This is a genomic window from Streptomyces sp. PCS3-D2 (assembly GCF_000612545.2).
GTDB lineage: Bacteria > Actinomycetota > Actinomycetes > Streptomycetales > Streptomycetaceae > Streptomyces.
Genome location: NZ_CP097800.1, coordinates 2892802 through 2919658 on the forward strand (window position 1 = coordinate 2892802; position 26857 = coordinate 2919658).

Annotated in this window: 28 protein-coding genes; 14 read left to right on the forward strand and 14 right to left on the reverse strand. The window is 72.4% G+C overall.

The features are described from left to right. Nucleotides 1-349: 349 nt before the first annotated feature. Nucleotides 350-2113, forward strand: a complete 1764-nt coding sequence (locus tag AW27_RS12135) for an acetyl/propionyl/methylcrotonyl-CoA carboxylase subunit alpha (protein WP_037919219.1) — start codon at nucleotides 350-352, stop codon at nucleotides 2111-2113. An 81-nt stretch (nucleotides 2114-2194) separates the two neighbouring features. Here the strand turns inward: AW27_RS12135 and AW27_RS12140 are convergent, their stop codons facing one another. Continuing rightward, the gene (locus tag AW27_RS12140; protein WP_269084501.1) at nucleotides 2195-2320 is read right to left on the reverse strand and encodes a hypothetical protein; all 126 of its coding nucleotides are present in this window, start codon (nucleotides 2318-2320) and stop codon (nucleotides 2195-2197) included. A 5-nt stretch (nucleotides 2321-2325) separates the two neighbouring features. On the opposite strand from AW27_RS12140, the gene AW27_RS12145 reads away from it, so the two are divergent. Beyond that, the gene (locus AW27_RS12145) at nucleotides 2326-2931 is read left to right on the forward strand and encodes a DinB family protein (protein WP_037919218.1); all 606 of its coding nucleotides are present in this window, start codon (nucleotides 2326-2328) and stop codon (nucleotides 2929-2931) included. A 165-nt stretch (nucleotides 2932-3096) separates the two neighbouring features. Here AW27_RS12145 and AW27_RS12150 read toward each other — a convergent pair whose 3' ends face one another. Together AW27_RS12150 and AW27_RS12155 are read right to left on the reverse strand one after the other, a co-directional pair. Continuing rightward, nucleotides 3097-4056, reverse strand: a complete 960-nt coding sequence (locus tag AW27_RS12150) for a DeoR/GlpR family DNA-binding transcription regulator (protein WP_078556134.1) — start codon at nucleotides 4054-4056, stop codon at nucleotides 3097-3099. Nucleotides 4057-4231: 175 nt separating this feature from the next. Continuing rightward, nucleotides 4232-5671: an NAD(P)H-quinone dehydrogenase gene (locus tag AW27_RS12155; RefSeq protein WP_037919216.1), complete on the reverse strand. Its 1440-nt coding sequence runs from the start codon at nucleotides 5669-5671 to the stop codon at nucleotides 4232-4234. A gap of 199 nt (nucleotides 5672-5870) precedes the next feature. Between AW27_RS12155 and AW27_RS12160 the strand changes: the two genes are divergently transcribed. The 3 genes from AW27_RS12160 (at nucleotide 5871) to AW27_RS12170 (ending at nucleotide 8966) form a co-directional block, all read left to right on the forward strand. Beyond that, on the forward strand, nucleotides 5871-6308 hold the full coding sequence (locus tag AW27_RS12160) for a gamma-glutamylcyclotransferase family protein (protein ID WP_037919211.1): 438 nt from the start codon (nucleotides 5871-5873) through the stop codon (nucleotides 6306-6308). Nucleotides 6309-6477: 169 nt separating this feature from the next. Beyond that, complete coding sequence (locus AW27_RS12165; RefSeq protein ID WP_030851168.1) at nucleotides 6478-7284, forward strand: purine-nucleoside phosphorylase; 807 nt, start codon at nucleotides 6478-6480, stop codon at nucleotides 7282-7284. A gap of 35 nt (nucleotides 7285-7319) precedes the next feature. Further along, nucleotides 7320-8966 (forward strand): phospho-sugar mutase, encoded by a 1647-nt coding sequence (locus AW27_RS12170; protein ID WP_037919210.1) that lies wholly within the window; start codon nucleotides 7320-7322, stop codon nucleotides 8964-8966. Between the two features lie 162 nt (nucleotides 8967-9128). Here the strand turns inward: AW27_RS12170 and AW27_RS12175 are convergent, their stop codons facing one another. The 3 genes from AW27_RS12175 to afsQ1 are packed head-to-tail and all read right to left on the reverse strand — an operon-like array spanning nucleotide 9129 to nucleotide 11924. After that, nucleotides 9129-9770 carry a hypothetical protein gene (locus AW27_RS12175; RefSeq protein WP_052030324.1) on the reverse strand — a complete coding sequence of 214 codons (642 nt, stop codon included), beginning with the start codon at nucleotides 9768-9770 and terminating at the stop codon, nucleotides 9129-9131. Beyond that, the gene (locus AW27_RS12180) at nucleotides 9763-11250 is read right to left on the reverse strand and encodes a sensor histidine kinase (RefSeq protein ID WP_037919209.1); all 1488 of its coding nucleotides are present in this window, start codon (nucleotides 11248-11250) and stop codon (nucleotides 9763-9765) included. The genes AW27_RS12175 and AW27_RS12180 overlap by 8 nt, the downstream gene beginning before the upstream one ends. Further along, nucleotides 11247-11924, reverse strand: coding sequence for a two-component system response regulator AfsQ1 (gene afsQ1 / locus AW27_RS12185; RefSeq protein ID WP_063754818.1), 678 nt, complete (start codon nucleotides 11922-11924; stop codon nucleotides 11247-11249). Before afsQ1 ends, AW27_RS12180 begins: the two co-directional genes overlap by 4 nt. Before the next feature lie 201 nt (nucleotides 11925-12125). On the opposite strand from afsQ1, the gene AW27_RS12190 reads away from it, so the two are divergent. Next, nucleotides 12126-12824 (forward strand): SigE family RNA polymerase sigma factor, encoded by a 699-nt coding sequence (locus AW27_RS12190; RefSeq protein ID WP_037919208.1) that lies wholly within the window; start codon nucleotides 12126-12128, stop codon nucleotides 12822-12824. A gap of 235 nt (nucleotides 12825-13059) precedes the next feature. On the opposite strand, the gene AW27_RS12195 is transcribed toward AW27_RS12190, so the two are convergent. Next, nucleotides 13060-13761: a uridine kinase family protein gene (locus AW27_RS12195; RefSeq protein WP_037919207.1), complete on the reverse strand. Its 702-nt coding sequence runs from the start codon at nucleotides 13759-13761 to the stop codon at nucleotides 13060-13062. A 51-nt stretch (nucleotides 13762-13812) separates the two neighbouring features. On the opposite strand from AW27_RS12195, the gene AW27_RS12200 reads away from it, so the two are divergent. After that, nucleotides 13813-14163, forward strand: a complete 351-nt coding sequence (locus AW27_RS12200; protein WP_037919206.1) for a hypothetical protein — start codon at nucleotides 13813-13815, stop codon at nucleotides 14161-14163. A 139-nt stretch (nucleotides 14164-14302) separates the two neighbouring features. On the opposite strand, the gene AW27_RS12205 is transcribed toward AW27_RS12200, so the two are convergent. From AW27_RS12205 to deoC, 3 genes are read right to left on the reverse strand one after another with little or no spacing between them, the layout of a single operon-like run. Next, entirely contained in the window at nucleotides 14303-15199 is an 897-nt protein-coding gene (locus tag AW27_RS12205; protein WP_037919205.1) for an aldehyde dehydrogenase family protein, read from the reverse strand. After that, a complete protein-coding gene (locus AW27_RS12210) occupies nucleotides 15192-16643 on the reverse strand; it encodes an aldehyde dehydrogenase family protein (protein WP_370466477.1) in 1452 nt (483 codons plus the stop codon). The genes AW27_RS12205 and AW27_RS12210 overlap by 8 nt, the downstream gene beginning before the upstream one ends. Nucleotides 16644-16649: 6 nt before the next feature. Next, nucleotides 16650-17612 (reverse strand): deoxyribose-phosphate aldolase, encoded by a 963-nt coding sequence (deoC, locus tag AW27_RS12215; protein ID WP_106967562.1) that lies wholly within the window; start codon nucleotides 17610-17612, stop codon nucleotides 16650-16652. A gap of 254 nt (nucleotides 17613-17866) precedes the next feature. Between deoC and AW27_RS12220 the strand changes: the two genes are divergently transcribed. The 4 genes from AW27_RS12220 to AW27_RS12235 all read left to right on the forward strand — a co-directional run bounded on the left by AW27_RS12220 (nucleotide 17867) and on the right by AW27_RS12235 (nucleotide 20520). Further along, entirely contained in the window at nucleotides 17867-18847 is a 981-nt protein-coding gene (locus tag AW27_RS12220; protein WP_052030285.1) for a hypothetical protein, read from the forward strand. A 121-nt stretch (nucleotides 18848-18968) separates the two neighbouring features. After that, a complete protein-coding gene (locus AW27_RS12225; protein WP_037919203.1) occupies nucleotides 18969-19604 on the forward strand; it encodes a PH domain-containing protein in 636 nt (211 codons plus the stop codon). 107 nt (nucleotides 19605-19711) lie between these two features. After that, nucleotides 19712-20281 (forward strand): VanZ family protein, encoded by a 570-nt coding sequence (locus tag AW27_RS12230; RefSeq protein ID WP_172671293.1) that lies wholly within the window; start codon nucleotides 19712-19714, stop codon nucleotides 20279-20281. A 38-nt stretch (nucleotides 20282-20319) separates the two neighbouring features. Next, nucleotides 20320-20520 (forward strand): PspC domain-containing protein, encoded by a 201-nt coding sequence (locus tag AW27_RS12235; RefSeq protein WP_037919939.1) that lies wholly within the window; start codon nucleotides 20320-20322, stop codon nucleotides 20518-20520. 9 nt (nucleotides 20521-20529) lie between these two features. Here the strand turns inward: AW27_RS12235 and AW27_RS12240 are convergent, their stop codons facing one another. The 3 genes from AW27_RS12240 to AW27_RS12250 all read right to left on the reverse strand — a co-directional run bounded on the left by AW27_RS12240 (nucleotide 20530) and on the right by AW27_RS12250 (nucleotide 22956). Then, nucleotides 20530-21288, reverse strand: coding sequence for a hypothetical protein (locus tag AW27_RS12240; protein ID WP_236647553.1), 759 nt, complete (start codon nucleotides 21286-21288; stop codon nucleotides 20530-20532). Between the two features lie 131 nt (nucleotides 21289-21419). Beyond that, on the reverse strand, nucleotides 21420-21668 hold the full coding sequence (locus tag AW27_RS12245) for a hypothetical protein (RefSeq protein WP_037919198.1): 249 nt from the start codon (nucleotides 21666-21668) through the stop codon (nucleotides 21420-21422). A gap of 139 nt (nucleotides 21669-21807) precedes the next feature. Beyond that, nucleotides 21808-22956, reverse strand: a complete 1149-nt coding sequence (locus tag AW27_RS12250; RefSeq protein ID WP_037919196.1) for an adenosine deaminase — start codon at nucleotides 22954-22956, stop codon at nucleotides 21808-21810. Between the two features lie 113 nt (nucleotides 22957-23069). Here AW27_RS12250 and AW27_RS12255 point away from each other — a divergent pair, with 113 nt between their 5' ends. From AW27_RS12255 to AW27_RS12265, 3 genes are all read left to right on the forward strand, one after another. Beyond that, complete coding sequence (locus AW27_RS12255; RefSeq protein ID WP_078556132.1) at nucleotides 23070-23804, forward strand: alpha/beta hydrolase; 735 nt, start codon at nucleotides 23070-23072, stop codon at nucleotides 23802-23804. Nucleotides 23805-23989: 185 nt separating this feature from the next. Beyond that, a complete protein-coding gene (locus tag AW27_RS12260; RefSeq protein WP_037919194.1) occupies nucleotides 23990-24358 on the forward strand; it encodes a cupin domain-containing protein in 369 nt (122 codons plus the stop codon). A gap of 238 nt (nucleotides 24359-24596) precedes the next feature. Further along, nucleotides 24597-25661: a helix-turn-helix transcriptional regulator gene (locus AW27_RS12265; RefSeq protein WP_037919193.1), complete on the forward strand. Its 1065-nt coding sequence runs from the start codon at nucleotides 24597-24599 to the stop codon at nucleotides 25659-25661. Between the two features lie 141 nt (nucleotides 25662-25802). Here the strand turns inward: AW27_RS12265 and AW27_RS12270 are convergent, their stop codons facing one another. Further along, nucleotides 25803-26774, reverse strand: coding sequence for a LysR family transcriptional regulator (locus tag AW27_RS12270; protein ID WP_037919192.1), 972 nt, complete (start codon nucleotides 26772-26774; stop codon nucleotides 25803-25805). Between the last annotated feature and the right edge of the window lie 83 nt (nucleotides 26775-26857).

Sequence of the window (26857 nt, forward strand, 5' to 3'; positions counted from 1 at the left end):
GCCGCCTCGCTGTGGGTACGGTGTTGTCCCGGTTCGCCCCGCGGGACGTCGGAGCTACCAATCAGTAAACAAGGGGACAACTCCTCGCTCGGCAGCAAAGAAAGTGTGGGCCGTTCGTAGGGACTCGACAAAGAATCACCCGGGGCCGCTGACCGGGGAGACAGAGACCTTGGCTACATGGCGGGGTTACTGTGCAGTCGGGGATCCCCCTGACCTGGGGCGCCACAAGGGTTCTCCGGCGGAGCGGGCCTCGCATCACACTCTGTGTGGGCAAGGTCACCACCGGGGAAGGGTCGAAAGGCCGTGTGGGCTGTCCCTAAACTCAGCTTGTTTCAAGGAGGGAGCCATCGTGCGCAAGGTGCTCATCGCCAACCGTGGCGAAATCGCTGTCCGCGTTGCTCGGGCCTGCCGGGACGCCGGGATCGCGAGCGTAGCCGTCTACGCCGATCCGGACCGGGACGCTCTGCACGTCCGCGCGGCCGACGAAGCTTTCGCGTTGGGCGGTGACACCCCGGCCGCCAGCTACCTGGACATCTCCAAGGTCCTCCAGGCCGCCGCCGACTCGGGTGCGGACGCCATCCACCCCGGATACGGCTTCCTGTCCGAGAACGCCGACTTCGCCCAGGCCGTGATCGACGCCGGCCTGACCTGGATCGGCCCGCCGCCGCAGGCGATCCGCGACCTCGGTGACAAGGTGGCCGCCCGCCACATCGCCCAGCGCGCCGGTGCGCCGCTGGTCGCCGGCACGCCGGACCCGGTCTCCGGGGCCGACGAGGTCGTCGCCTTCGCCAAGGAGCACGGCCTGCCGATCGCCATCAAGGCGGCCTTCGGCGGTGGCGGCCGCGGCCTGAAGGTCGCCCGCACCCTCGAAGAGGTGCCGGAGCTCTACGAATCCGCCGTCCGCGAGGCCGTCGCCGCCTTCGGCCGCGGCGAGTGCTTCGTCGAGCGCTACCTCGACAAGCCGCGCCACGTCGAGACCCAGTGCCTGGCCGACTCGCACGGCAACGTCGTCGTGGTCTCGACCCGCGACTGCTCCCTCCAGCGCCGCCACCAGAAGCTGGTGGAGGAGGCTCCCGCACCGTTCCTGACCGAGGCTCAGAACGCGGAGCTGTACGCCGCGTCCAAGGCCATCCTGAAGGAAGCCGGCTACGTGGGTGCCGGCACCGTCGAGTTCCTGGTCTCCGCCGACGGCCTGATCTCCTTCCTGGAGGTCAACACCCGCCTCCAGGTCGAGCACCCGGTGACCGAGGAGGTCGCCGGCATCGACCTGGTCCGCGAGATGTTCCGCATCGCCGACGGCGAGGAGCTCGGGTACGGCGACCCGGTGCTGCGCGGCCACTCCTTCGAGTTCCGCATCAACGGCGAGGACCCGGGCCGCGGCTTCCTCCCGGCGCCCGGCACGGTGACGAAGTTCGTCGCGCCGACGGGCCCGGGCGTCCGCCTCGACGCGGGCGTCGAGTCCGGCTCCGTCATCGGCCCGGCCTGGGACTCGCTGCTGGCCAAGCTGATCGTCACCGGCGCCACCCGCGAGCAGGCGCTGCAGCGCGCCGCCCGGGCGCTCGCCGAGTTCGAGGTCGAGGGCATGGCCACGGCCATCCCCTTCCACCGTGCGGTCGTCGCCGACCCGGCGTTCGCCCCCACCGACGGCAGCCCCTTCACCGTCTACACGCGCTGGATCGAGACCGAGTTCGTCAACGAGATCCCGGCGTTCACGGCTCCCGCCGCCGAGGAGACCGAGGACGAGCCGGGCCGCGAGACGGTCGTCGTCGAGGTCGGCGGCAAGCGCCTGGAGGTCTCGCTGCCGTCCTCGCTCGGCATGACCCTGGCCCGCACGGCCGCCGCGGGCGGCGCCAAGCCGAAGCGCCGCGCGGCCAAGAAGTCCGGTCCGGCCGCCTCCGGCGACACGCTCGCCTCCCCGATGCAGGGCACGATCGTCAAGGTCGCGGTCGAGGAGGGCCAGCAGGTCACCGAGGGCGAACTGATCGTCGTGCTCGAAGCGATGAAGATGGAGCAGCCGCTCAACGCGCACCGCTCCGGCACCATCGTCGGCCTCACCGCCGAGGTCGGCGCCTCGGTCACCTCGGGCGCCACGATCTGCGAGATCAAGGACTGACGCCCGCCCCGCGGAACGCACCGGCCCCCGGGACCCGTTCGGGTCCCGGGGGCCGGTGTCATGTGCGGGGCGGCCCACCCGTCACCAGGTGCCCGGGGTCGCCTCCCAGCTCCTCAGGTGGTCGTTGAAGCCGCCGTCGGGCCGGGCCCGGCCGCCGCGGGCCGGGGAGCGGATCTTGAGGCCGTAAGCGGTCGATGGCAGGCTCATGCCGCATGATTGACGAATTCGCGAAGGACCACCTGCACGGGAGACTGCGGCGGGACCGCGCGGCACTCCTCTGGAAGCTCGACGGCCTGTCCGAATACGATGCCCGTCGCCCTCTGACAGCGACCGGGACCAACCTCCTCGGCCTGGTCAAACACCTGGCGACGGTCGAGGCCAGGTACTTCGGCGAGGTCTTCGACCGCACCTCCCCGGAACCGCTGCCCAGGTGGCAGGACGCCGACGACAGCGATCTGTGGGCGACCGAGGACGAGACCCGCGATCAGATCATCGCGTTCTACCGGCGTACCTGGGAACACGCGGACGCGACGATCGGCGAGCTTTCCCTGGACGCCCCCGGCCGGGTGCCGTGGTGGCCGGAGCCTCATGCCGACACGAACCTGTTCGCCGTCATGGTCCATGTCCTCGGCGAGTCCGTCCGGCATGCCGGACACGCCGACATCCTGCGCGAGAGCCTCGACGGCCGGACCGGGCTGCGTTCCGAACACGAGCAGCAGATCGACCAGGAAGCCCGTGCGGCCTACCGCGCGAAGATCGAGCAGGCCGCCAGGTCGGCCGCACCGGTGGGGGCTCGGAGGGAGTCTCCCGTGACGTGACGGCCGCGCGGCGTTGTGCCGGTCGGGGGTGCTGTTCCGCCGAAGCGTCCGGCTCCTGTGGAACCCGGTGAGCCGGCCGCCCGGTTGCCGCCGGTGTTCGGCGCCCGGCCCGCCACCGCGCATCGCCGCTTCACGCGGCCCGGGACATCCCGACCTCCAGCACCGCTACCGGCGCCGCATGTCCGCCACGCGGGCCCGTTCGCGCTCCCGTTCACCCGGGTCCGTCAGAGCCGACGCGCTGCGGAGTTGGGCCGTCGGGCCGCCGCGGCGCTGAACCGGGAGGGGGGAGTCGCGGCGTGGGCGGCGGGCGCCCAGGCCGTCCACACCGCCGGGGGCCGCGGCCTGGCCGCCCGCCACCGTGATCTGGACGCCCTGGTCGGCCAGGGCCTGGAGCTCGGTGGCGGCGCGGTCGTCGTGCGGCGGGGGTTCGTCCGTGACCAGGCGGGTCATCACGTCCGTCGGCACCGTCTGGAACATGGTGTCCGTGCCGAGCTTGGTGTGGTCCGCCAGGACCACCACCTCCGCGGCCGCCTGCACCAGCGCCCGGTCCACGCTCGCGCTGAGCATGTTGGACGTGGACAGGCCGCGCTCCGCCGTCAGACCGCTGCCCGACAGGAAGGCACGGGAGACCCGCAGCCCCTGGAGGGACTGCTCGGCACCGCTGCCGACGAGGGCGTAGTTGGACCCGCGCAGGGTGCCGCCGGTCATGACGACCTCGACCCGGTTGGCGTGGGCCAGCGCCTGGGCGACCAGGAGGGAGTTGGTGACGACGGTCAGGCCGGGCACGCGGGCGAGCCGGCGGGCCAGCTCCTGCGTCGTGGTGCCCGCGCCGACGACGACGGCCTCGCCCTCTTCGACGAGGCCGGCCGCGACATCGGCGATGGCGGTCTTCTCCGCCGTCGCGAGATGGGACTTTTGCGGAAAGCCGGACTCCCGCGTGAAACCGCCCGGCAAGACCGCACCGCCGTGCCGGCGGTCGAGGAGTCCTTCGGCCTCCAGCGCCCGCACGTCCCGCCGTACGGTCACTTCGGAGGTCTGGACGACACGGGCGAGCTCCCGGAGCGACACCGCTCCGTTGGCCCGCACCATTTCGAGGATCAATTGGCGACGTTCTGCAGCGAACACGAAACTGACAGTAACCCCAACGACCGTCTGGTTTCAGCTCTTTGCGCCGGAATACCGAAGTTGTCCATATGGCGGGGCGACTAGTGGTATACGCAGCCCGAGGGGTGGGTGAACGTACGGCCACGCGACCGTGTGCCGCCCCAACACCCTTGGGGCGTGGGGCGGTTGAGGTCGCTCAGGCCTCTCCGGCGGTCTTCCGCGTGTGCAACTGGCGCGCCACCTCGGCGATCGACCCCGACAGTGAGGGGTACACGGTGAACGCGTTTGCGATCTGCTCGACCGTCAGATTGTTGTCGACGGCGATCGAGATCGGGTGGATGAGCTCGCTCGCGCGCGGGGAGACGACCACACCGCCGACCACGATGCCGGTGCCCGGGCGGCAGAACATCTTCACGAAGCCGTCCCGGATGCCCTGCATCTTGGCGCGCGGGTTGCGCAACAGCGGAAGCTTCACCACGCGGGCGTCGATCTTGCCCGCGTCCACGTCCGCCTGGGTGTAGCCGACGGTGGCGATCTCGGGGTCGGTGAAGACGTTCGAGGACACCGTCTTCAGGTTCAGCGGGGCCACCGCGTCGCCGAGGAAGTGGTACATCGCGATGCGCCCCTGCATGGCGGCGACGGACGCGAGCGCGAAGACGCCCGTGACGTCACCGGCGGCGTAGACGCCCGGCGCGGAGGTGCGCGAGACCTTGTCGGTCCAGATGTGCCCGGAGTCCTTGAGGCGGACGCCGGACTCCTCCAGGTTCATGTTCTGCGTGTTCGGGATCGCGCCGACCGCCATCAGGCAGTGCGTGCCGGTGAGCACCCGGCCGTCGGAGAGGGTCACCTCGACGCGGTCGCCGACCCGCTTGGCGGACTCGGCGCGCGAGCGCCCGACGACGTTCATGCCGCGGCGCCGGAAGACGTCCTCCAGGACGGCGGCCGCGTCGGGGTCCTCGCCCGGCAGCACGCGGTCGCGGGAGGACACCAGGGTGACCCGGGAGCCGAGCGCCTGGTACGCGCCGGCGAACTCGGCACCGGTGACACCCGAACCGACCACGATGAGCTCCTCGGGGAGCTCGTCCAGGTCGTAGACCTGCGTCCAGTTCAGGATGCGCTCGCCGTCGGGCTGGGCGTCGGGGATCTCGCGCGGGGTGCCGCCGGTGGCGATGAGGACGGCGTCGGCCGTCAGGATCGTCTCGGTGCCGTCCGCCGCGGTGACGATGACGTCCCGGGTGCCGTCGATGCCCTGCGGGCCGCCCAGCTTGCCGCGGCCGCGCATGACCTTGGCGCCGGCCCGGGTGACGGAAGCGGTGATGTCGTGCGACTGGGCGAGCGCGAGGCGCTTGACGCGCCGGTTCACCTTGCCGAGGTCCACGCCCACGACGCGCGCCGCCTGCTCGACGTGCGGCGTGTCGTCGGCGACGATGATCCCCAGCTCCTCGTAGGAGGAGTCGAAGGTGGTCATCACCTCGGCGGTCGCGATCAGAGTCTTGGAAGGTACGCAGTCGGTCAGGACCGACGCCCCGCCCAGACCGTCGCAGTCCACGACGGTCACCTCCGCGCCGAGCTGGGCGCCGACCAGCGCCGCCTCATACCCGCCGGGTCCGCCGCCGATGATCACGATCCGGGTCACGAAAAGTCCGCCTCACGTCTACCCGGCCGGCTGCCGCCCCGGCCGGTGTTCCGGGGGTTCTCCCCGGGGGATGCATTCCGTGCTCCATTGTCCCGCACGCTTCAAGGTGCTTCGCGCCCGGTCCCGCCGCAGGACTCCGTCCGGGGGTACGCCCGGCCGGGCGCTCCCCCACGACCGCCCCTCCCGTACCCTCGACCCCATGTCGCTCTACGCCGCGTACGCCGGCAACCTCGACCCGCGGCTGATGACGCGCCGCGCCCCCCATTCGCCGCTGCGCGGCACGGGCTGGATCAACGACTGGCGGCTGACCTTCGGCGGCGAGCAGATGGGCTGGGAGGGCTCCCTCGCCACGATCGTGGAAGCCCCCCGTCAGCAGGTCTTCGTCGCGCTCTACGACATCGCTCCGCTGGACGAGGACTCGATGGACCGCTGGGAGGGCGTCGGGCTCGACATCTACCGGCGCATGCGGATCCGGGTGCACACCCTGGACGGCGACGAGGCCGCCTGGTGCTACGTGCTCAACGGCTACGAGGGCGGTCTGCCCTCGGCGCGCTACCTGGGCGAGATCGCCGACGCGGCCGAGTCCGCCGGCGCTCCGCACGACTACGTGATGGAGCTGCGCAAGCGCCCCTGCTGAATTCCCCGGCAGGACCCGCACCGGTTGGCCGTCCGACCCATCACCGCAGGTCATCGCAGGTCACCGCCGGTGTGGACGGGCAGGTGGCGGGAAACGACAACACAACGATCCGAGCATGGTGAGCTGTGCCATCTACGCGCGTAGGCAATGAGCGGCTACGCTCGTCTGCGTGAACGCATCTGTTACCGATCCCACCGCCGCCGCCGACGCCGCAGCCGCCCGCCTGCGGGAGCTCACCGGCGCCGAGACCCACGATGTCGCCCTCGTCATGGGCTCCGGCTGGGCCCCGGCCGCCGAGGCCCTGGGCGCCCCCGAGGCCGAGTTCCTCGTCACCGAGCTGCCCGGGTTCCCCCCGGCCGCCGTCGAAGGACACGGCGGCAAGGTCCGCTCGTACAAGATCGGCGACAAGCGCGCGCTGGTCTTCCTGGGCCGCACCCACTACTACGAGGGCCGTGGCGTCGCCGCCGTCGCCCACGGTGTCCGTACCGCCGTCGCCGCGGGCTGCAAGACCGTCGTGCTGACCAACGGCTGCGGTGGTCTGCGCGAGGGCATGCAGCCCGGCCAGCCGGTGCTGATCAGCGACCACATCAACATGACGGCCACGTCGCCGATCATCGGCGCGAACTTCGTGGACCTGACGAACCTGTACTCGCCCGCGCTGCGCGCGCTGTGCAAGGAGATCGACCCCTCCCTGGAGGAGGGCGTGTACGTCCAGTTCCCCGGCCCGCACTACGAGACCCCGGCCGAGATCAACATGATCCGCGTCATGGGCGCCGACCTGGTCGGCATGTCCACCGTGCTGGAGGCCATCGCCGCCCGCGAGGCCGGCGCCGAAGTGCTCGGCATCTCCCTGGTCACCAACCTGGCGGCGGGCATCTCCGGCGAGCCGCTGAACCACGAAGAGGTCCTCCAGGCCGGCCGCGACTCGGCCGCGCGCATGGGCAAGCTGCTGACCCAGGTCCTCGCCCGCATCTGAGGCCCCGGGACCGTACGAGAGGTAAGGCGGAAGTAGTGCAGGAACAGGACGACCTGATCACCCGGGCGCAGGCCTGGCTGGCGGAGGACCCCGACCCGGAGACCGCGGCCGAGCTCGCCGCGCTCCTCGACGCGGGCGACACGGCGGAGCTCGCCGACCGGTTCTCCGGCACCCTGCAGTTCGGCACCGCCGGACTGCGCGGCGAGATCGGCGCGGGCCCGATGCGGATGAACCGCAGCGTGGTCATCCGGGCCGCGGCGGGCCTCGCGGCCTACCTGAAGGGCCAGGGCCACGCCGGCGGCCTGGTCGTCGTCGGCTACGACGCCCGCTACAAGTCGGCGGACTTCGCCCGCGACACCGCGGCCGTGATGACCGGCGCCGGGCTGCGCGCGGCCGTCCTGCCCCGCCCGCTGCCCACGCCCGTCCTCGCCTACGCCATAAGGCACCTGGGCGCCGTGGCCGGCGTCGAGGTGACCGCGAGCCACAACCCGCCCCGGGACAACGGCTACAAGGTCTACCTCGGTGACGGCTCGCAGATCGTCTCCCCGGCCGACGCGGAGATCGCGGCGGAGATCGCCGGCGTCGGCGCGCTCGCCTCGGTCCCCCGCCCGGACTCCGGCTGGGAGGACCTCGGCGACGAGGTCCTGGAGGCCTACCTGGCCCGTACGGACGCGGTCCTGACTCCCGGTTCCCCCCGCGGTGTGCGGACCGTCTACACGGCCATGCACGGCGTCGGCAAGGACGTCGTGATGGCGGCCTTCGCCCGGCACGGCTTCCCGGAACCGGTCCTGGTCGCCGAGCAGGCCGAACCGGACCCGGCCTTCCCGACGGTGGCGTTCCCCAACCCCGAGGAGCCGGGCGCGATGGACCTGGCCTTCGCCAGGGCTGCCGAGGTCCAGCCGGACATCGTGATCGCGAACGACCCGGACGCGGACCGTTGCGCGGTGGCCGTCCCCACCGCCGACGGCTGGCGGATGCTGCGCGGCGACGAGGTCGGCGCGCTGCTCGCGGCGCACCTGGTCCACAAGGGCGCGACCGGAGTGTTCGCCGAGTCCATCGTCTCCTCCAGCCTCCTGGGCCGGATCGCGGAGGCGGCGGGCGTCGGCTACGAGGAGACCCTCACGGGCTTCAAGTGGATCGCCCGCGTCGACGGCCTGCGCTACGGCTACGAGGAGGCGCTCGGCTACTGCGTGGACCCCGAGGGCGTCCGCGACAAGGACGGCGTGACCGCCGCCCTGCTGGTGGCCGAACTGGCCTCGGAGCTCAAGGAGCAGGGCCGCAGCCTGACCGACCTGCTCGACGACCTGGCGATGGCCCACGGGCTGCACGCCACCGACCAGCTCTCGGTCCGCGTGTCGGACCTGTCGGTCATCGCGAGCGCCATGGCGCGGCTGCGCGCGGAACCCCCGGTCTCGCTGGCCGGCCTGCGGGTCGTCTCGGCGGAGGACCTGACCAGGGGCACGGAGTCGCTGCCGCCCACGGACGGTCTGCGCTACTACCTGGACGGTGCGTACAAGGCCCGGGTCATCTGCCGCCCGTCGGGCACGGAGCCCAAGCTGAAGTGCTACCTGGAGGTCGTCGTACCGGTGCCCGAGGCCTCCGACCTGGCGTCGGCCCGTACCACCGGCCAGGAAGTCCTGGACGCGGTCAAGAAGGACCTTGCGGCGGCCATGGGCCTCTGAGTCCCCGGCCGCCCACCGCTTCCGGCCCACCGCTTCCGGCCCGGGGCTCCGGCCCCGCCGGGGCAGGTTCCCGCCCCGTCCGGCGGGAACCTGCCCAGCCGGATCCCCGGCCCCCCGAGCCCCGCTCGGGGGGCCTCGTCGCGTCCGGGAGCGGCGGACCGCTCAGCGCGGCGACGCGGTCGGCCGGACGATCTCGCCCAGTGTCGGCACCGACTCCGGCCGTGAGCGGACCGCGTCCGTGCACTCCCACGCGCGCGGCGGATCGGCGTCCGGTCCGCCCAGGACCACCGGTCCGGGGCCGGCCGACACCGTCTCGCTGCCCGCCAGCGTGCACACGATCTGCGACAACGCCACCGGCGGCAGATCCTCCGGCTTGCGGCTGAGCCGCACCGTGCCCGCCGGGTCGCCCGGCTTCGGCGCACCCGCCGTCAGCCCCGCCGGCACCCCGGTCGAGAAGCCGGCGTCCCGCTCCTGCGCAGTCGGCGTCCGCTCCAGCGCTTCCAGCAGCGCCTGCGCGGCCTGCGCGACGGGATCCCGCAGCGCGCCCTTCTCCGGCATCGAGACGATCCGGTCCACGCCCACCAGCTGCGATCCGCAGACCAGTTCCACGGTGGCGCGGAAGCCCGGCGCCCCGCTCTGCCCGCCCGGCTGCTGCGCCGGGGTGTCGCACGAGACGCGCGACGGCGCCTCGCCCACGTCCACGGGCACCGTCGTCGCCCGGATCCCGCAGCCCGCCGTCGCGAGCAGGGCCGTCCCGAGGAGCGGGAGCAGTACGGCCGGCGCCGCCGGCAGGGTCCTACGCATCCGGATCACCCGTGATCGCCTTTCCCACGTCCACCGGCAGCCTCAGGGTGAACAGTGCCCCGCCACCGGGCACGTTGGCCGCGGCGATGTCGCCGCCGTGGATGTGCGCGTTCTCCACGGCGATCGACAGGCCGAGCCCGCTCCCGTCCGACTTCGGGCGGGACGCACTGGCCTTGTAGAAGCGGTCGAAGACGTGTGGCAGGACCTCCTCGGGGATGCCCGGCCCGTTGTCCTGGACCGCGATCACCAGCCAATCTCCCTGCACGGCCACCGACACCCGCACGGGCGAGCCGCCGTGCTTGAGCGCGTTGCCGATCAGATTGGCCAGGATCACGTCGAGCCGGCGCGGGTCGAGCCGCACCACGATGTCCCGTCCGGCGTCGAGTTCGACCGCGTCGAGCCAGGCACGGGCGTCGATGCAGGCCGTGACCTGGTCGGCGACGTTGACGTCGTCCAGCACCAGCTTGGCGGTACCCGCGTCGAAGCGGGTGACCTCCATCAGGTTCTCCACGAGGTCGTTCAGGCGCCGGGTCTCGCTGACGACCAGGGTCACCGCCGGGGCGATCATCGGGTCGAGGTCGTCGACCTCCTCCTCCAGGACCTCGGCCACCGCGGTCAACGCGGTCAGCGGCGTGCGCAGTTCGTGCGACATGTCCGCCACGAAGCGCCGGCTGGACTCCTCCCGTGCGCTCATGTCGGCGACCTTCTTCTCCAGCGCCTCGGCCGTCTTGTTGAAGGTGCGCGACAGGTCGGCGAGTTCGTCGGTGCCCGACACGTCGAGGCGGTGGTCCAGTTCGCCCTCGCCGAGCCGCCGCGCGGCGTCGCCCAGCCGCTGGACGGGCTTGAGCACGGTGCGGGCCGCGGCCTGCGCGAGCAGGGCGGAGCCGAGGAGGGCGAGGATCGTCGCGATGGTCAGCGACCAGGCGAGCGCGTTCAGGTCGTCCCGCTCCTGGGCGAGGGACTTGTACATGTAGCCGGTCGGCCCGCCGCCCACGATCCGCGTGCCGCCGACCAGGTACGGATTGCCGCGCGGCTTCGTGCGCTGCCAGTACACGTGGTATTCGGCGTCGTTCGCCGACGTCGTCTTCTGCCGGTCGTTCACCGCGTTCTGCAGGGACTTCGGCACGTCGGTCAGCCGGAAGTTGTCGGGCCCGGCCGCGCCGTACGTCAGGCGGTTGTCCTTGCCCTCCTGCACGAGCAGGACGCTGTAGCCGGGGCTGCTGCCCGCCATCAGCTCGGCGGTGCGCTGCAGCTCCTCCGGGGTCGGGTCGGCGGGCAGCGCGGCGGCACGGTTCTGCATCTCCTGCCGGAAGTCGCCGAGGGCGGCATCCTGGACGCGGGTGAGCACGGCCTCGCGGTTGAGCCAGTAGGCGATCCCGGACGCGGACACGGCGGCGGTCAGGGCGACCAGGGCGAAGACGACGAGAAGCCGCAGCCGCAGGCTGGTCCAGCGCCGGCCCGCGAGCAACGACCGGATCACTGCGGGGAGTCCAGGCGGTATCCGACGCCCCTGACCGTGCGGATCAGGGTGGGCGAGGACGGCACGTCCTCGACCTTGGCGCGCAGCCGCTGGACACAGGCGTCGACGAGCCGCGAGTCGCCGAGGTAGTCGTGCTCCCAGACCAGGCGCAGCAGCTGCTGGCGGGAGAGCGCCTGGCCCGGCCGGCGGCTCAGTTCGAGAAGGAGCCTCAGCTCGGTGGGCGTGAGCTGGAGGTCCTCGCCGTTCTTCGTCACCGTCATGGCGGCCCGGTCGATGACGAGTGAGCCGAAGCTCGCCGAGTCGCTCGACTCGCGTTCGCCGCGGCGCAGTACGGCCCGGATGCGGGCGTCGAGGACCCGCCCCTGGACGGGCTTGACCACGTAGTCGTCGGCTCCGGACTCCAGGCCGACGACCACGTCGATGTCGTCGCTGCGCGCGGTGAGCAGGATGATCGGCAGCTGGTCGGTGCGGCGGATCCGGCGGCAGACCTCGAAGCCGTCGATCCCGGGCAGCATCACGTCCAGCACGATCAGGTCCGGCCGCTGCTCACGCAGCAGCTTCAGGCCGTCCTCGCCCGTCGCCGCGGTGGCCACACGGTGGCCCTGGCGTGACAGGGAGAGTTCGAGGGCCGTGCGGATGGCGTCGTCGTCCTCGATCAGCAACAGGAAAGGCACGGGCTCATTCTGTCCCATGGGCAGTCGGGAGTTCGACCGTCAGGGGGGCCGGATCCTGCCGGAGTCCGCGGGTGTCCTTCGGACGGGTCCCTGTGACAGTGCTGTGACAGTCGACGGACACCCCGGTTAAGTCGGCCGGGCAGGCTTCTACTCAACGCACAGCGATCCGAAGCAGAGACACTCCACGACGGGGGGCGCGAGATGAACACGCTGCACAGCACCACCACCAGCGCGGTTGTCACGCGGCTGCACGATGTGAACCGCCGGGCGGGTGTCCGTTCGGTGGCGGTCGCCCGGCCCCGGCCGGCCCACGTCGTAGCCATTGACGCGAACCAGTACCGGGCGGTTCCCGCCCAGCAGCAGACGCCGTCCCCGGCGTCGGAGGCGGAGTTCACGGCGTACGTCCAGGAGCGGCGCGCGGCCCTGTACGCGACGGCCTTCCACCTCACCGGTGACCGTTACGAGGCCGAGGACCTGCTGCAGAGCGCGCTGTTCTCCACGTACCGCGCCTGGGACCGGATCAGCGACAAGGCCGCGGTCGGCGGCTACCTGCGCCGCACGATGACGAACCTGCACATCAGCGCCTGGCGCCGGCGGAAGCTGAACGAGTACCCGACGGAGGAGCTGCCGGAGACGGCCTCCGACACGGACGCGATGCGCGGTACGGAGCTGCGCGCCGTGCTGTGGCAGGCGCTGGCCCGCATCCCGGAGCCGCAGCGCACGATGCTGGTGCTGCGCTACTACGAGGGCCGCACGGACCCGGAGATCGCGGAGATCCTCGGAATCAGCGTCGGCACGGTGAAGTCGAGCATCTGGCGTTCGCTGCGCCGCCTGCGGGAGGACGAGTCGCTGAGCTTCGGCCGCGACGAGGCGGAGTCCTTCGAGGAGCTGGTCGCCTGAGGGCGGTCGGCGGGACCACATGAACCACCCCGGCCACGGGGGACCGTCTTGCGGGGGTGAGGCGGCGGCCAGCGGGGGAGAAGGCGCGGGATCGGTCGGGCGGGGGTCCGACCGGTCCCGCGCACCCGTTTGCGGGCCCGCGCGGCGCCGGGCGGATGTGCCGTCGGTCGTCCTGTCGGTCGGGCCGGTCCGGGCACCGGGGCGCGCGGACCCGACCCGATCGACAGGTCGTCCCCTACGCGGCGGCCGGGCTCGTGGAGCGGCGGCGGCCGGCGGCCGCGATCCGGCCGAGGGCCTCGTCGGGGCCGCAGGCGTGGGCGCCCAGTTCCAGGTGGCGGGCCACGATGCCCCGCTCGGCACGCATCAGGCGCCAGCCGCGGCGGATCAGGAACAGCACGGACTTGCGGCCCTCGCGCAGATCGCGGACGAGCCGGCGGCGGAAGGTCGTCGAGGGGCGGCCGCGCAGGCAGATGGCGTCCGCGAGGAGGCCGAGGTCCTGGCAGCGGGCGGCCACGTCCGCGGCGAAGATGCCCTCGGCGACGAACAGCGGCGTGCGGGCGATGTCGAGGGTGTCCCAGCCGGTCCGGGAGCTGGTGGCGATGTCGTAGACGGGCACGTCCGTCCGTCCCGACGCGCACAGCTCGGCGATCGCGGCGACGGCGGCGTCGGCGTCCCACGACAGGGGGGAGTCCCAGTCGATGTCGGAGCTGCCCTCCACCAGCGGCAGGCTGGGGTCGCCGGCTTCCTTGTAGAAGTCGTCGAGGCGCAGTACGGGCAGCCCGGCGCGGGCGGCGAGGGAGGATTTTCCGGAGCCCGACGGACCGGTCAGCAGGACGACTCGGGTCGGCGAAGGAGAGGAAGAGCTCACGGGACACCAGTCTGAACCATTCCCCCGGGTAGGGGATCCTCCCGGTGACCGGTTGGTGTCCAGGAACACACCTCCACTACGCTGCGTGCGCACGCGACTACGACCACAGGCGGGATCCCCATGGCACGTCACGCAGCCCCTTCGGCCCCGAACCGGCTCCGCAGCGCGGGTCTGACCCTCTCGATGGCCGGCGCCGCGCTGGCGATGGCGGCGGGCGGCGCCCAGGCCGGCGAGCTGGACGTCCCGGCGGCGGTGGCCGGGGTCACCGACCCGATCGCGAACCTCAAGGTGAACCCGCTGGCCCACACCGGCGTGGACCCGCTGGACAACGGGGTCGCCACCAAGGTCGCCGACTTCCCCGCCGTCGGCACCGGCATGGTGACGGGCATCCTCACACAGGGACCGTCCGTCGGCGAGCTGCCCACCGCGGCCGTCTCCTCGCTGCTGGGCCCGGCGCTGCCCGCGAAGTAGCCCACACCCGGGCCCGTGCGCGGGCGTACGAAGGCCCCGGCGGCGCGGGGGACACCGCCGGGGCCGGTCTCGCAGGAGGCAGGGCCCGGGCCCCGCGACCGGGGTCGCACCCGGCCGCGCGCTCCTTCGACGGCAGGACCTAGTAGGACGAGCCGCCCGCGCCCAGCGACCCGGTGGGGTGCCAGACCGTCTTGGTCTCCAGGAACGCCGTCATGCGGGAGGTTCCCGGGTCGGCGCTCCAGTCGTCCACAGGCTGTGGACGCAGGACGCGCTTGAGGTTGTCGGCCGCTGCGATCTCCAGTTCCTTGGCGAGCGCCGCGTCGGCGCCGGCCAGGTCGATCGCGTTGACGTCCTGGTGGGACGCCAGGTGCGGACCCATCTCGGCGGCCTTGCCGGACAGGATGTTGACCACGCCGCCGGGCAGGTCGGAGGTGGCGAGCACCTCGCCCAGCGAGAGCGCCGGCAGCGGGGACTTCTCACTGGCGACGACGACGGCGGTGTTGCCGGTCGCGATGACCGGGGCGATCACCGACACCAAGCCCAGGAACGAGGAGTCCTGCGGGGCGACGACGGTGACGACACCGGTGGGCTCGGGGGTGGAGAGGTTGAAGAACGGTCCCGCGACCGGGTTGGCCCCGCCCACGATCTGTCCGATCTTGTCCGTCCAGCCCGCGTACCAGACCCAGCGGTCGATGGCCGCGTCGACGACGGCGGCGGCCTTGGACTTGGACAGCCCCTCGGCCTCGCCGACCTCGCGGACGAACTGCTCGCGGCGGCCCTCCAGCATCTCGGCGATGCGGTAGAGGATCTGGCCGCGGTTGTAGGCGGTCGCGCCCGCCCAGCCGCCGAAGGCCTTGCGCGCCGCGACGACGGCGTCACGCGCGTCCTTGCGGGAGGACAGGGGGGCGTTGGCCAGCCACTTGCCCTTGGAGTCGCTCACCTCGTACACCCGGCCGCTCTCGGAGCGGGGGAACTTGCCCCCGACGTACAGCTTGTAGGTCTTGAAGACGCTCAGACGCACAGAGGACTCAGACATCGAGGTAGGCCTCCAGACCGTGGCGGCCGCCCTCGCGGCCGAAGCCCGACTCCTTGTAGCCGCCGAAGGGCGAGGTCGGATCGAACTTGTTGAACGTGTTGGCCCACACGACCCCGGCGCGGAGCTGGTTGGCGACCGCGAGGATGCGCGAACCCTTCTCCGTCCAGATGCCGGCGGACAGGCCGTACTGGCTGTTGTTGGCCTTGGCGACGGCCTCGTCGGGCGTGCGGAAGGTCAGCACGGACAGCACCGGGCCGAAGATCTCGTCGCGGGCGACGGTGTGCGCCTGGGTGACGTTGCTGAAGAGCGTCGGGGCGAACCAGTAGCCGGCGGACGGCAGCTCGCAGGCCGGGGACCACCGCTCGGCACCCTCGGCCTCGCCGGTGTCCGCGAGGGCGGTGATCCGGGCGAGCTGCTCGGCGGAGTTGATCGCGCCGATGTCGGTGTTCTTGTCGAGCGGGTCGCCCAGGCGCAGCGTGGAGAGGCGGCGCTTGAGGGAGTCCAGCAGCTCGTCGTGGATCGACTCCTGGACCAGGAGGCGGGAGCCCGCGCAGCAGACCTGGCCCTGGTTGAAGAAGATGCCGTTGACGATGCCCTCGACGGCCTGGTCGACGGGGGCGTCGTCGAAGACGATGTTGGCGCCCTTGCCGCCCAGCTCCAGGGTGACCTTCTTGTCGGTGCCGGCGATCGAGCGGGCGATGGCCTTGCCGACGGCGGTCGAGCCGGTGAAGGCGACCTTGTTGACGTCCGGGTGCTCGACGAGGGCCGCGCCCGCGTCGCCGTACCCGGTGAGGATGTTGACGACGCCCTTGGGCAGGCCCGCCTGGCGGCAGATGTCGGCGAAGAAGAGCGCGGAGAGCGGTGTGGTCTCGGCGGGCTTCAGGACGACCGTGTTGCCGGTGGCGAGGGCCGGGGCGATCTTCCACGCGAGCATGAGCAGCGGGAAGTTCCACGGGATGACCTGGCCGGCGACGCCGAGCGGGCGCGGGTTCGCGCCGTAGCCCGCGTGGTCGAGCTTGTCGGCCCAGCCCGCGTAGTAGAAGAAGTGCGCGGCGACCAAGGGGAGGTCCGCGTCCCGCGTCTCCCTGATCGGCTTGCCGTTGTCCAGGGTTTCCAGGACCGCGAGCTCCCGGCTGCGCTCCTGGATGATCCGGGCGATGCGGAAGAGGTACTTGGCGCGCTCGGAGCCCGGCAGCGCGGACCACTTCTCGAAGGCCTTGCGGGCGGCCTTCACCGCACGGTCCACATCGGCGGCGCCTGCCTGGGCGACCTCGGAGAGGACCTCCTCGCTGCTGGGCGAGACGGTCTTGAAGACCTTGCCGTCGGCGGCGTCGGTGAACTCGCCGTCGATGAAGAGCCCGTAGGAGGGGGCGATGTCGACGACCGAGCGGGACTCGGGGGCCGGCGCGTACTCGAAGAGGGAAGTCGTGTTGTCCATGTTCATGGGGTCTCAGTCCACCGTCACGTAGTCGGGACCGGAGTAACGGCCGGTGCTCAGCTTCTGGCGCTGCATCAGCAGGTCGTTGAGCAGGCTGGAGGCGCCGAAGCGGAACCAGGTGTTGCTCAGCCAGTCCTCGCCCACGGTCTCGTTGACCAGGACCAGGAACTTGATCGCGTCCTTGGTCGTGCGGATGCCGCCGGCCGGCTTCACGCCGATCTGGATTCCAGTCTGCGCCTTGAAGTCGCGGACGGCCTCAAGCATGAGCAGGGTGTTCGCGGGGGTGGCGTTGACGCCCACCTTGCCGGTCGACGTCTTGATGAAGTCGGCGCCCGCGAGCATGCCGATCCAGGAGGCGCGGCGGATGTTGTCGTAGGTCGACAGCTCGCCGGTCTCGAAGATGACCTTCAGGCGCGCGGCGCTGCCGTCGGGACGGGTGCAGGCCTCCTTGACGGCCTTGATCAGCTCGTACGTCTCCAGGTAGTGGCCGGCGAGGAAGGCGCCACGGTCGATGACCATGTCGATCTCGTCCGCGCCGGCGGCGACGGCGTCGCGGGTGTCCGCGAGCTTGACGGGCAGCGCGGCGCGGCCTGCGGGGAAGGCGGTGGCGACGGAGGCGACCTTGACGTCGGCGCCGTTCAGGGCGGCCTTGGCGGTGGCCACCATGTCGGGGTAGACGCAGACGGCGGCCGTCATCGGGGTGGTGCGGTCGGTCGGATCGGGATGGACGGCCTTGGCGGAGAGCGCCCGGACCTTGCCCGGGGTGTCCGCGCCTTCCAGCGTCGTCAGGTCGATCATCGAGATGGCCAGGTCGATGGCGTACGCCTTGGCCGTCGTCTTGATCGAACGGGTGCCGAGCGAGGCCGCGCGGGCCTCCAGACCGACAGCGTCGACGCCGGGCAGCCCGTGCAGGAAGCGGCGCAGCGCACTGTCGGACGTCGTCACGTCAGCGAATGCGGTGAGGGTGGTGGGCATGGTCACCAGAGGAGCATATCTACGCGCGTAGCGACCTGTCACCCCCCTCCCCCGATTCCGGCCGATCCGCTGCGGAATCGACACCTCCGCCACCTGTTACCCGGCCATGACAGGAGGGCGATCGTCCGGACGCACACGATCAGTAGGTTTCCTTCCAGCAGCCCGCCGGAAGCTCACCGGACGAAGACCGGACCGCGACGGACGCGGCATGCGGCCTTCCCCACCTGCCCGGGACAACGCTCCAAGGAGTCCTCGTGCGCACCGCCCTCCGCGCCTCGATCACCACCGTCGCCCTCGCCGGCGCGCTCCTCGCTCCCGCCGCGGGGGCCGCGCACGCCGCCGCGGCCGTCCGTCCGTCCGCCGCGGTCACCCCGCCGACCCCCGCCGACCGGTTCTCCGGCACCCCGGCCCACATCGGCGAGGGCCTCGTCGCGGTGCTGCGTCACGGGGCGGAGGGCCCGGAGGCCTGGATCCGCGTCGTCGGACCGGACTGGCAGCCGGGCGACCACTACATGTCCCGCGTGCTGACGGTGCTGGACCGCGAGAACACCGGCGGCACCGCGAACGGCCTGGACCTGGAGATCACCGAGGTGGACTCGGCCGCCCCCGTCCTCGCGGTCACGAAGGCCGGCGTCACCCGGTCCTTCCCGCTGCCGCTGTCCGAGGCGGCCCGGATCCACGGTGCCCGATGCGTCTCCGCCACGAAGCGGCTGCGCCTGCACGGCACGCTGGTCGCCGACCTGACGAGGACCCCCGACGGACCGCAGGTGCAGTTGGTGGAAGGGATCACCAAGCAGGCCCACGAGAAGCTGACGCGCACCGACCCCGCCCCGGCACCGGGCGGCCCGACCGCCGCCCGCATCGTGAACCCGAGCGGTGCCCGGCCGACGTTCGCGTACGAGACCCCGGGCGGGGAGCACCCCTTCGCCGACGCGCTCTTCCCGGAGCTGCCCGCGGGCTGCCCCGTCACCTACGCCTTCGAGGACGAGGCCCCCGCTCCGGAGCCGGATGCCACGCCGTCCGGCGCAGCGGCCGCCGCCCCCTCGGCCACGCCGGCCGGGAAGCCGTCGCCCTCCACCGGCCCGGCCGCGCCGGCCGCCCCCGAGGCGCAGGCCGCCGGTGAGGCCGCGGCCATGCCCCGGGGCGGTCTCGCCGCCGGCGCCGGTCTCGCCGCCGCGGCGGCCGGCCTCGGTGCGGCCCTCCTCGCCCGCCGCCGCGGCCGCACCCCGCGCTGACGGCCCGCCGGCGTGTCCCGCGGTCCCCCGGTCGCTCCGTCCGGCGGGCCGCCGGCCCGGCGGCGCCTTCCCCCGTACGCCGCTCTCGTGGGCCGCGGGGGCGTGGGGCAGAATCGACCCCATGAGCAGCCAGCAGCCGACCGATGAGCCGGTCTACGACGACCGGGTCTACCGCTCCTCCATGGGCGTCGTTTCGGGGGTGCTGCTGCTCGCGCTGACGGCTTGGCTCTGCGGGGACGCCGTGCTGCGCGGCTCGGGGAACACCCCGTGGATCGCGCTGGCGGCCGCGCTGTGCGCCGTACCCCTGATCGTGGCGTTCACGATCCGACCGGCCGTCTTCGCCAACGACGACCGGATGCGCGTGCGGAACCCCTTCCGGATCATCGAGCTGCCCTGGGCCGCCGTGGACGCCGTGCGGTCCGGCTACTCGGCCGAGGTGCTGGCCGAGGGGTCGAAGTACCAGCTGTGGTCGGTGCCCGTCTCGCTGCGCGAGCGGAAGAAGGCCCACCGCCAGCGACTGCGCTACGAGGGGCTGCGCGACCGGGAGGAGCGTTCCCCGGGCGAGAAGCTCCGGGTCCCGGCCGAGCCGATGCGGGCCAGTGCGGACCGGATCGTCGACGAGCTCCAGAGGCTGGCCGAGCGGGGGGCCGAGCGGCCCGGCGCCCAGGGCGGCGTGCGCGTGCACTGGTCGTACGAGATCATCGCGCCCGCCGTGTCCGGCGCGCTGCTGCTGATCGTCCTGCTGGCCACCGGCTGACCGGGGCCGGCGACGGGTGGCCGGGCAGCCGCGCACCGTGCCCGCCGCCACACCCCTCCGGCGGAACCGTGGCCGCCTGATGGTGCGTCCTCGCAGGTGTGCAGCGTATTGAGGCCGACGGCACCTCCGTCGGCGCCACCGCGATCCCCCTCCGTCTCCGACTCCTGTCCGGGGTCCTGCTCGCCGCCCATCTCCTGGTCGTCGGCTGGCTGACCCTGCGCCCCCTCGACGTTCCGTGGGCCGCCGCCGGCAATCTGACCCCGCTGGAGGGGATCAGGGCCGACCTCGTACTCGGCCCGCTGGAGGCCGCCCGGCGGATCGGGGAGGGGATCGCGCTGCTGGCCCCGCTGGGAGTGCTGGTACCGCTCGTCAGCGGACGGCTGTGGCTCTCGCGCCTGGCCCAGTGGTCCTCCCTGGTGCGGACCACCGCCGCGGGCGCGCTGGTTTCGATGAGCATCGAGATGCTGCAGAGCGGGGTCCCGGGCCGGGTCGTCGACGTGGACTCGGTGCTGCTGAACACCCTCGGCGTGCTGCTGGCGCACGCGGCCGTCGTACCGGCGCTGCGGGCCCGGATGCGCCGCTCACACGCCGCTTATCAGGGAGGGACCCCGAAGATTTCCAGGGTCGGGCTCGGCCCCTGGACCGACGTTCTGTCAGCGGTCCAGCGGGAGTATTGAGTCATCGCAAGAAAGCGATCCCGATGAAGGAGAACCTCATGAGCGCCCTGGTCCGCCCCCGTGACGGCCGTTGGATCGGCGGAGTCTGCGCCGGACTCGCACGGCGTTTCGGCATTTCCGCGAACACGATGCGGGTCATCTTCGCCGTCTCGTGCCTGCTGCCCGGCCCGCAGTTCCTGATCTACATCGCACTGTGGGTGCTGCTGCCGAACGAGAAGCCGGCGTCGACCGCCTGGTAGTGCGGCCGCTCAGCCGACCTGCCGGACCTTCTCCAGCTGCTTGTCCGTCACTTCCTGCGGCACCAGCACCTTCTGCTGGCCGCCCGCCACGTTGAGGGCCATCAGCCGTACGACGGTGTCGCCCTCGCGTACGACGAGCAGGTGGACCTGCGCGGAGACGCCCTGGCCGGCCGCGGTCGTGGTCCAGCTGACGCTCTCGTCACCACTGGTGCGGTAGTCGGCGGTGCGGACGTCGCGGTAGCTGCCGGTCTGCTGGTCGACCGTGGCGGAGAAGCCCGTGCCGCAGGCGGCGACGGCGGACTTGAGCCGGGCGATCAGCGCTTTGGCGTCGTTCGCGGAGTAGGAGCTGACGGAGGCGGAGACCGCGAGCCCCACCTGCTTCTGGGATCCGATGCCCCGGTTGACGGTCTCGCGCGCCGCGGGGTCCGGCTTGTCGCCCATGATGTCGGCCAGCGGCTGGCAGGCCTTCTTGTCGGCCTGCGGCTGGCCGTCCGGGGCGTTCGGATTCTTCCCCTGGGCGGAGATCTGGTAGCCGGGCAGGTCGCCCTGGGCAAGCGCGGACCGCTCCAGCGTGGTGCCGCCGGTCTTCTGCGGTGCCGATCCGGCCGGGTCCGGGGACGCCGCGGGGGCGCCGCCGGCGCCGCTCGCCGACCCCTTGGGGTCGGGGGACCTGCCCGTCGCGGGGGCTTCCGTACCGCTGCAGCCCACGGCGGCGAACAGCAGGGCGGGGACCAGTGCGACCAGTGTCGCTCGTGCCTTCATGCGCATGACCGAGAACCTCATACCCAGTGCGTCGGCGGGCAGTTGGTGGTGATCGTGGCACACCGCACGGCGGCCCACACACCTCTTCGAAGGAGCGTGCGACCGCCGCGCGTGCGTTCGTCCGTCTCGCGTCGGTGTCAGCCGTTGAGGGCGCCGGTGACCGGGCCCAGCAGACCGGTGACCGCGGCGGTGGGGTCGCTCGGCTGCCCCTCTTCCGCCTTCATCTGCTGCTGGCTGGTGACGCCCTCGAGCGCGCCGGTGGCGGTGCCGAGCGCGTCGGTGATGCCGATCGCGGGAACGGCGGCGGAGGCGGCACCGGCGGCGACGGCGGCGAGGGCGGCACCGGCGGCGGCGGCACCGAGGAACTTGGCAGCTGACTGCTTCATGAAAGGTATTCCTTGCGACGGGGAATTGAGCGGCTCCGCAAACTAGTCACTTCAAACCCCGGCCCGCAAACATCCTTTTATACGAGAAAGCGCCCGGAAATTGCCTCTCCCGGGCGCTTTCGGTACGTCATGCCATGGCCTAGGCCGAGACAGAACCGCTGGTGGAGGCGGTCTGACGGAACAGCCACTCCGACTTCAGCTCCGCATAACCAGGCTTGATGACCTCATTGATCATGGCCAGTCGTTCATCGAAAGGAATGAACGCGGACTTCATCGCATTGACGGTGAACCACTGCATGTCGTCCAGCGTGTAGCCGAAGGTGTCCACGAGGTGCTCGAACTCGCGGCTCATGCTGGTACCGCTCATCAGGCGGTTGTCGGTGTTGACCGTGAGCCTGAAGTGCAGCTTCCGCAGCAGGCCGATCGGGTGCTCGGCGTACGAGGCGGCCGCGGCCGTCTGCAGGTTCGAGGTCGGGCACATCTCCAGGGGGATGCGCTTGTCCCGGACGTAGCTGGCCAGGCGGCCCAGCGTGACCGAACCGTCCTCGGCGACCTCGATGTCGTCGATGATCTTCACGCCGTGGCCGAGGCGGTCGGCGCCGCACCACTGCAGGGCCTGCCAGATCGACGGCAGACCGAAGGCCTCCCCCGCGTGGATCGTGAAGTGGTTGTTCTCGCGCTTGAGGTACTCGAAGGCGTCGAGGTGGCGGGTGGGAGGGAACCCCGCCTCGGCGCCGGCGATGTCGAAGCCGACCACGCCGTTGTCGCGGTAGCGGTTGGCCAGCTCCGCGATCTCCAGCGCGCGGGCCGCGTGGCGCATCGCGGTCAGCAGGGCGCCGACGCGGATGCGGTGGCCGTTGGCCTTCGCGCGGCGCTCGCCCTCGCGGAAGCCGTCGTTCACGGCCTCGACGACCTCTTCGAGGGTCAGCCCGGCTTCCAGGTGCTGCTCGGGGGCGTAGCGGATCTCGGCGTACACGACGCCGTCCTCGGCCAGGTCCTCGGCGCACTCGGCGGCGACGCGGAAGAGAGCCGCCTTCGTCTGCATGACCGCGCAGGTGTGCGCGAAGGTCTCCAGGTAGCGCGGCAGGGAGCCGGAGTCGGCGGCCTCGCGGAACCAGATGCCGAGCTTGTCGGCGTCGGTCTCGGGGAGGCTCGCGTAGCCGACCTCGCGGGCCAGCTCGATGATGGTCCCGGGACGCAGTCCACCGTCGAGGTGATCGTGCAGGAGCACCTTCGGGGAACGGCGGATCTGATCCGGGGTCGGCAGGTTGGGGGTCTCGCTCGTCATCTGCGCACTCTACTCCTACGCGCGTAGAGCGTCGTGTCCCCGGCAGGCGTCGATATGTAACAGAGACCGCGCGGACGGATGGCGTACACCCGAGGGTCTGAGACTGTTCCGCCATGGCACAGCATGCGCCGCCGGCGCGCGGGGCCCGCCTGGGGCGGGCAGCCGGCGCGAGAACCGGCTCGGGTTCGACGGAAAGCCCGGTCAACGGGGTGGTGCTCCTGCTTCCCGGAGCGTCCAGATTCTCCCCCGGCCCCCTGCGTCCGCTCGCGCGGGCGCTGGCCCGGGCCGGTGGTGCCGACGGCCTGGTCGCGCACACCGTCATCCACGGCGGGGAGTCGGCGCGGGAGGAGCAGGCACGCTGGGCGGCGGATGAGGCGGTGCGGCGGTACGGGGACGTGCCCGTGTGCCTGGCCGGCTACGGCGCCGGCGGCCTGGCCGCGCTGCGGGCGGCGGGGCACGGGGCGGTCAACTCGGTTCTGGCACTGGCCCCTTGCCTGGCCGAGGGAATGCCTGCGGACTCGCCCGAACCGGTGAAACAGCTGTCGGGGCGGCAGGTCCTGATCGTGCACGGCACCAACGACGCCCGCAGCGACCCGGAGAACTCCTTCCGGCTGGCGGAGCGGGCGAAGAAGGCGAACCGCTCGACCTGCCGGTTCGAGGTGCACTCGGACGGGCACGGACTGCGCGAGCACCAGGCGGAAGTGGTGGCGCTGGGCGTGGACTTCGTCCTCGGCGCGGTCTTCTCCGGGCGGTACTCGCGCCCCGTCACGGACGCCCTGGCCGCACCGCCGCCGCTGGGCCTGCGGATGCCGCTGGCCTCCGGCTTCGGGAGGTCGCTGCGCGGATGAGGCGGCGGGGGGCGGCCCGGGACCGGGACGGGGCGGCACCGGCCCGGGGACGGGGCGGGACCGGCCAGGACGGGGCGGGACCGGCCAGGACGGGGCGGGACCGGTCGCGGCCCGCGAAGCGGGCTCCCGGCGTACCGTGAGAAGTGGACTCGGGGCACCCGCTCCCCTCCCGGAGGCGATCGGCCATGGCCGCAATCGACTGCAGGAACTTCGACGCGCCGGACGAGACCAGGCCGTTCGTCGGCGGCATGGGCAGGCTGGACCTGGTGGACACCGGGGACGGCGCCGTCGGACGGGCCGTCTTCCTGCCCGGCTGGAAGTGGTCGGAGCACGTCAAGCCGCTGGCCGGGACCGACAGCTGCCGGGCCGACCACACCGGGTACGTCGTGAGCGGCCGCATGAAGGTCGTCATGGACGGCGGCGAGAGCGCCGAATTCGGCCCCGGCGACTACATGCGCGTCCACCCCGGGCACGACGCCTGGGTCGTGGGCGACGAGGCCTGCGTGACGCTGGACTGGACCGGCTTCTCCGACTACGCGAAGCCGTCCGGCTGAGCACCCCGGCCGGGACCGCACCGCACCGGGACCTCGCGCCGGTCCGCCCGTGCCCGCCGTTCCGCCCCCTCTCGGTCGGATGGCACGGATGGACCGACGCGTCCGCGTTCCCCCTTCACGCCGTGTCACCACTGTGCCTCCTCGGCATATGCCGAACGGGTCGTCCCAGGGGTCGTCTTGCCGCCTTGCGGGAATACGAGGGGTTTACAAACGACCCCAGGTCGGGACGAATGCGGACATGCCAGCCGAGGGAACCCGACCATCCGGGGCGGCGGCCGGGGCAGCCGGCGCGTCCGGGGAGCTGACCCCCGCCGCCCGGCGCCTGTACGCGTACGCCGTCGAACGGCACGCCTTCGACGCGGCCGAGGCCACCCGGGCGCTCGGCGTGCGCGCGGCCGCCGCGATCACCGAGCTGGCCGCCGCCCATCTGCTCCAGCGTGCGCCCGGCGGCGGCTCGGACCGGTGGAGCGCCGTGGCTCCGCGGGCGGCGGCGGCCCGGGCGCTGGCCCCGCTGGCCCTGCTCGTACGGGAGACGCACGACGAGATGGACCGGCTGCGGGGGCGGCTGGAGGCACTGGTGCCGGCGTACGAGGCCGGGACCGCGCACCGCGACCCGAGCGGGGCGGGGCACCTGGAGCTGGTCACGGACCTCGGGGCCGTACGGGGGCTGATCGCGGAATTGGCCGCGGCGTGCGAGGTGGAGCTGCTGACCTCGCAGCCGGGCGGCGGCCGTCCGCCGGAGACCCTGGAGGAATCGATCGGGCGCGACGAGTCGCTGCTGACGCGCGGGGTCCGGATGCGGACGCTCTACCAGCACACGGCCCGGTACTCCCGGCCCACGGCGGCCTACGTGGAGCGGGTGACGGCGCTGGGCGCGCAGGTGCGGACGCTGGGCGACGGGCTGATGCGCATGCTCGTCTTCGACGGGCGGACCGGGCTGATGGCGGTGCCGGACCGCAGCGGGGCGGCGTTGGTGGTCCGGGAGCCGAGCGTCGTGCACTTCATGACCGCCGCTTTCGAGCGTTCGTGGCTGGGCGCGGAGCCCTTCCCGACGTCGGTGGGCCCGGAGGAGGCGCGGTCGATCTCGGACGAGCTGCGGCAGACGATCGTGCGGCTGCTGTCGGAGGGGCTGGAGGACAAGGTGATCGCGCGCCGCCTCGGCATGTCGGAGCGGACGTGCCAGCGCCACATCGCGGAGATCATGCGGGCGGTGGGCGCCAAGTCCCGTTTCCAGGCGGGGTACTTGCTGAGCCGCCCGATCGCCCCGACCGCCCCGGCCGCCACCCCGGCGGACGGGGCCTAGCGTGGCCCCGGCCCGCCGTACCGGTGGCGGTGGGCCTGCAGCCACGGCCACTTCCCAGCGGCGGGTGCCGGTCACCGGTACCGGTGAGGTCTCCCCCGGCTCAACCCTGGTCATTCTGCCCTCCGGAGCAGGGCACGGCGATCAGTTTTCGGGGTGGCCGCCCTCCTGCGGCGCGGGCGGTTCCAGTTCCGGGATGAGGCGTCCGCGGCGGGAGAGGAGGAAGCGTTTGAACGCGGCGACCGGAGGGGTGTCGGGGTGGCCGTCGAGCCAGGCGACGCCGATCTCCCGGACCGCGCGGGGGGCGGTGACGTTCAGCTCGACCACTCCGGGCCGGGGCACCGCGGGCGGCGGCAGCAGGGCCACGCCGAGGCCGGCGGCGACCAGGCCGCGCAGGGTCTCGGCCTCCTCGCCCTCGAAGGCGACGCGCGGGGTGAACCCGGCTTCCGCGCACAGGTCGTCGGTGATGCGGCGCAGGCCGTAGCCGGCCTCCAGGGTGACGAAGGTTTCCTCGGCGGCCTCGGCGAGGCGGATGCGCTTGCGGCCGGCGAGGCGGTGGTCGTCGGGGACCACCAGGCGCAGCCGCTGTTCGTCGAGGCGGCGGGTGGCGAGGTCGGGGGCGTCCGGAAGCGGGGAGGTGAGGCAGAGGTCGAGCTCGCCGGCGCGCAGCTTCTCCAGCATGGCCTCGCCGTAGTTCTGGACCAGGGAGAAGCGCACGCGCGGGTGGTCGGCGCGGAAGGCGCGGATGAGGCCGGGGACGGTCTCGGGGCCGAGGGTGTGCAGGAAGCCGAAGGCGACCTTGCCGTAGGCCGGGTCGGCGTCCTGCTGGACGGACTCGGCGGCGCGGGCGATGCCGTCCAGGGCCTGTTCCGCCGAGGCGAGGAAGGTGCGGCCCGCCGTGGTGAGGGCGACGGTGCGGCCCTTGCGGGCGAACAGGGAGACGCCCAGGTCGTGTTCGAGGCGGACCATGGCCCGGGACAGGGTGGACTGCGGCACGCCGAGCTCCTGGGCGGCACGGGTGACGTGCTCGTGCCGGGCGACGGCGGCGAAGTACGCCAGCCGGGGCGCCAGCAGGTGTGTCACCGCCGTGTCTTCTGCGTAACGGTTTGTCGACATCCGCATTCCTGACCTGGGCTGATGCAGCAGTGGATCGATTATCGCGATTCTGTGCATTGGACGCATGAAAAGCCGAGGCCTAC

What these genes read in the sequence shown, in the direction of transcription:
- deoC (WP_106967562.1), bottom strand. Translation starts at nt 17,612, where the DNA reads ATGCCCACCACCCTCACCGCATTCGCTGACGTGACGACGTCCGACAGT.
- AW27_RS12145 (WP_037919218.1), top strand. Translation starts at nt 2,326, where the DNA reads ATGATTGACGAATTCGCGAAGGACCACCTGCACGGGAGACTGCGGCGG.
- AW27_RS12200 (WP_037919206.1), top strand. Translation starts at nt 13,813, where the DNA reads ATGGCACGTCACGCAGCCCCTTCGGCCCCGAACCGGCTCCGCAGCGCG.
- AW27_RS12210 (WP_370466477.1), bottom strand. Translation starts at nt 16,643, where the DNA reads ATGAACATGGACAACACGACTTCCCTCTTCGAGTACGCGCCGGCCCCC.
- AW27_RS12140 (WP_269084501.1), bottom strand. Translation starts at nt 2,320, where the DNA reads ATGAGCCTGCCATCGACCGCTTACGGCCTCAAGATCCGCTCCCCGGCC.
- AW27_RS12235 (WP_037919939.1), top strand. Translation starts at nt 20,320, where the DNA reads ATGAGCGCCCTGGTCCGCCCCCGTGACGGCCGTTGGATCGGCGGAGTC.
- AW27_RS12255 (WP_078556132.1), top strand. Translation starts at nt 23,070, where the DNA reads ATGGCACAGCATGCGCCGCCGGCGCGCGGGGCCCGCCTGGGGCGGGCA.
- AW27_RS12225 (WP_037919203.1), top strand. Translation starts at nt 18,969, where the DNA reads ATGAGCAGCCAGCAGCCGACCGATGAGCCGGTCTACGACGACCGGGTC.
- AW27_RS12175 (WP_052030324.1), bottom strand. Translation starts at nt 9,770, where the DNA reads ATGCGTAGGACCCTGCCGGCGGCGCCGGCCGTACTGCTCCCGCTCCTC.
- AW27_RS12265 (WP_037919193.1), top strand. Translation starts at nt 24,597, where the DNA reads ATGCCAGCCGAGGGAACCCGACCATCCGGGGCGGCGGCCGGGGCAGCC.
- AW27_RS12270 (WP_037919192.1), bottom strand. Translation starts at nt 26,774, where the DNA reads ATGTCGACAAACCGTTACGCAGAAGACACGGCGGTGACACACCTGCTG.
- AW27_RS12260 (WP_037919194.1), top strand. Translation starts at nt 23,990, where the DNA reads ATGGCCGCAATCGACTGCAGGAACTTCGACGCGCCGGACGAGACCAGG.
- AW27_RS12205 (WP_037919205.1), bottom strand. Translation starts at nt 15,199, where the DNA reads ATGTCTGAGTCCTCTGTGCGTCTGAGCGTCTTCAAGACCTACAAGCTG.
- AW27_RS12190 (WP_037919208.1), top strand. Translation starts at nt 12,126, where the DNA reads ATGAACACGCTGCACAGCACCACCACCAGCGCGGTTGTCACGCGGCTG.
- AW27_RS12245 (WP_037919198.1), bottom strand. Translation starts at nt 21,668, where the DNA reads ATGAAGCAGTCAGCTGCCAAGTTCCTCGGTGCCGCCGCCGCCGGTGCC.
- AW27_RS12250 (WP_037919196.1), bottom strand. Translation starts at nt 22,956, where the DNA reads ATGACGAGCGAGACCCCCAACCTGCCGACCCCGGATCAGATCCGCCGT.
- AW27_RS12160 (WP_037919211.1), top strand. Translation starts at nt 5,871, where the DNA reads ATGTCGCTCTACGCCGCGTACGCCGGCAACCTCGACCCGCGGCTGATG.
- AW27_RS12240 (WP_236647553.1), bottom strand. Translation starts at nt 21,288, where the DNA reads ATGCGCATGAAGGCACGAGCGACACTGGTCGCACTGGTCCCCGCCCTG.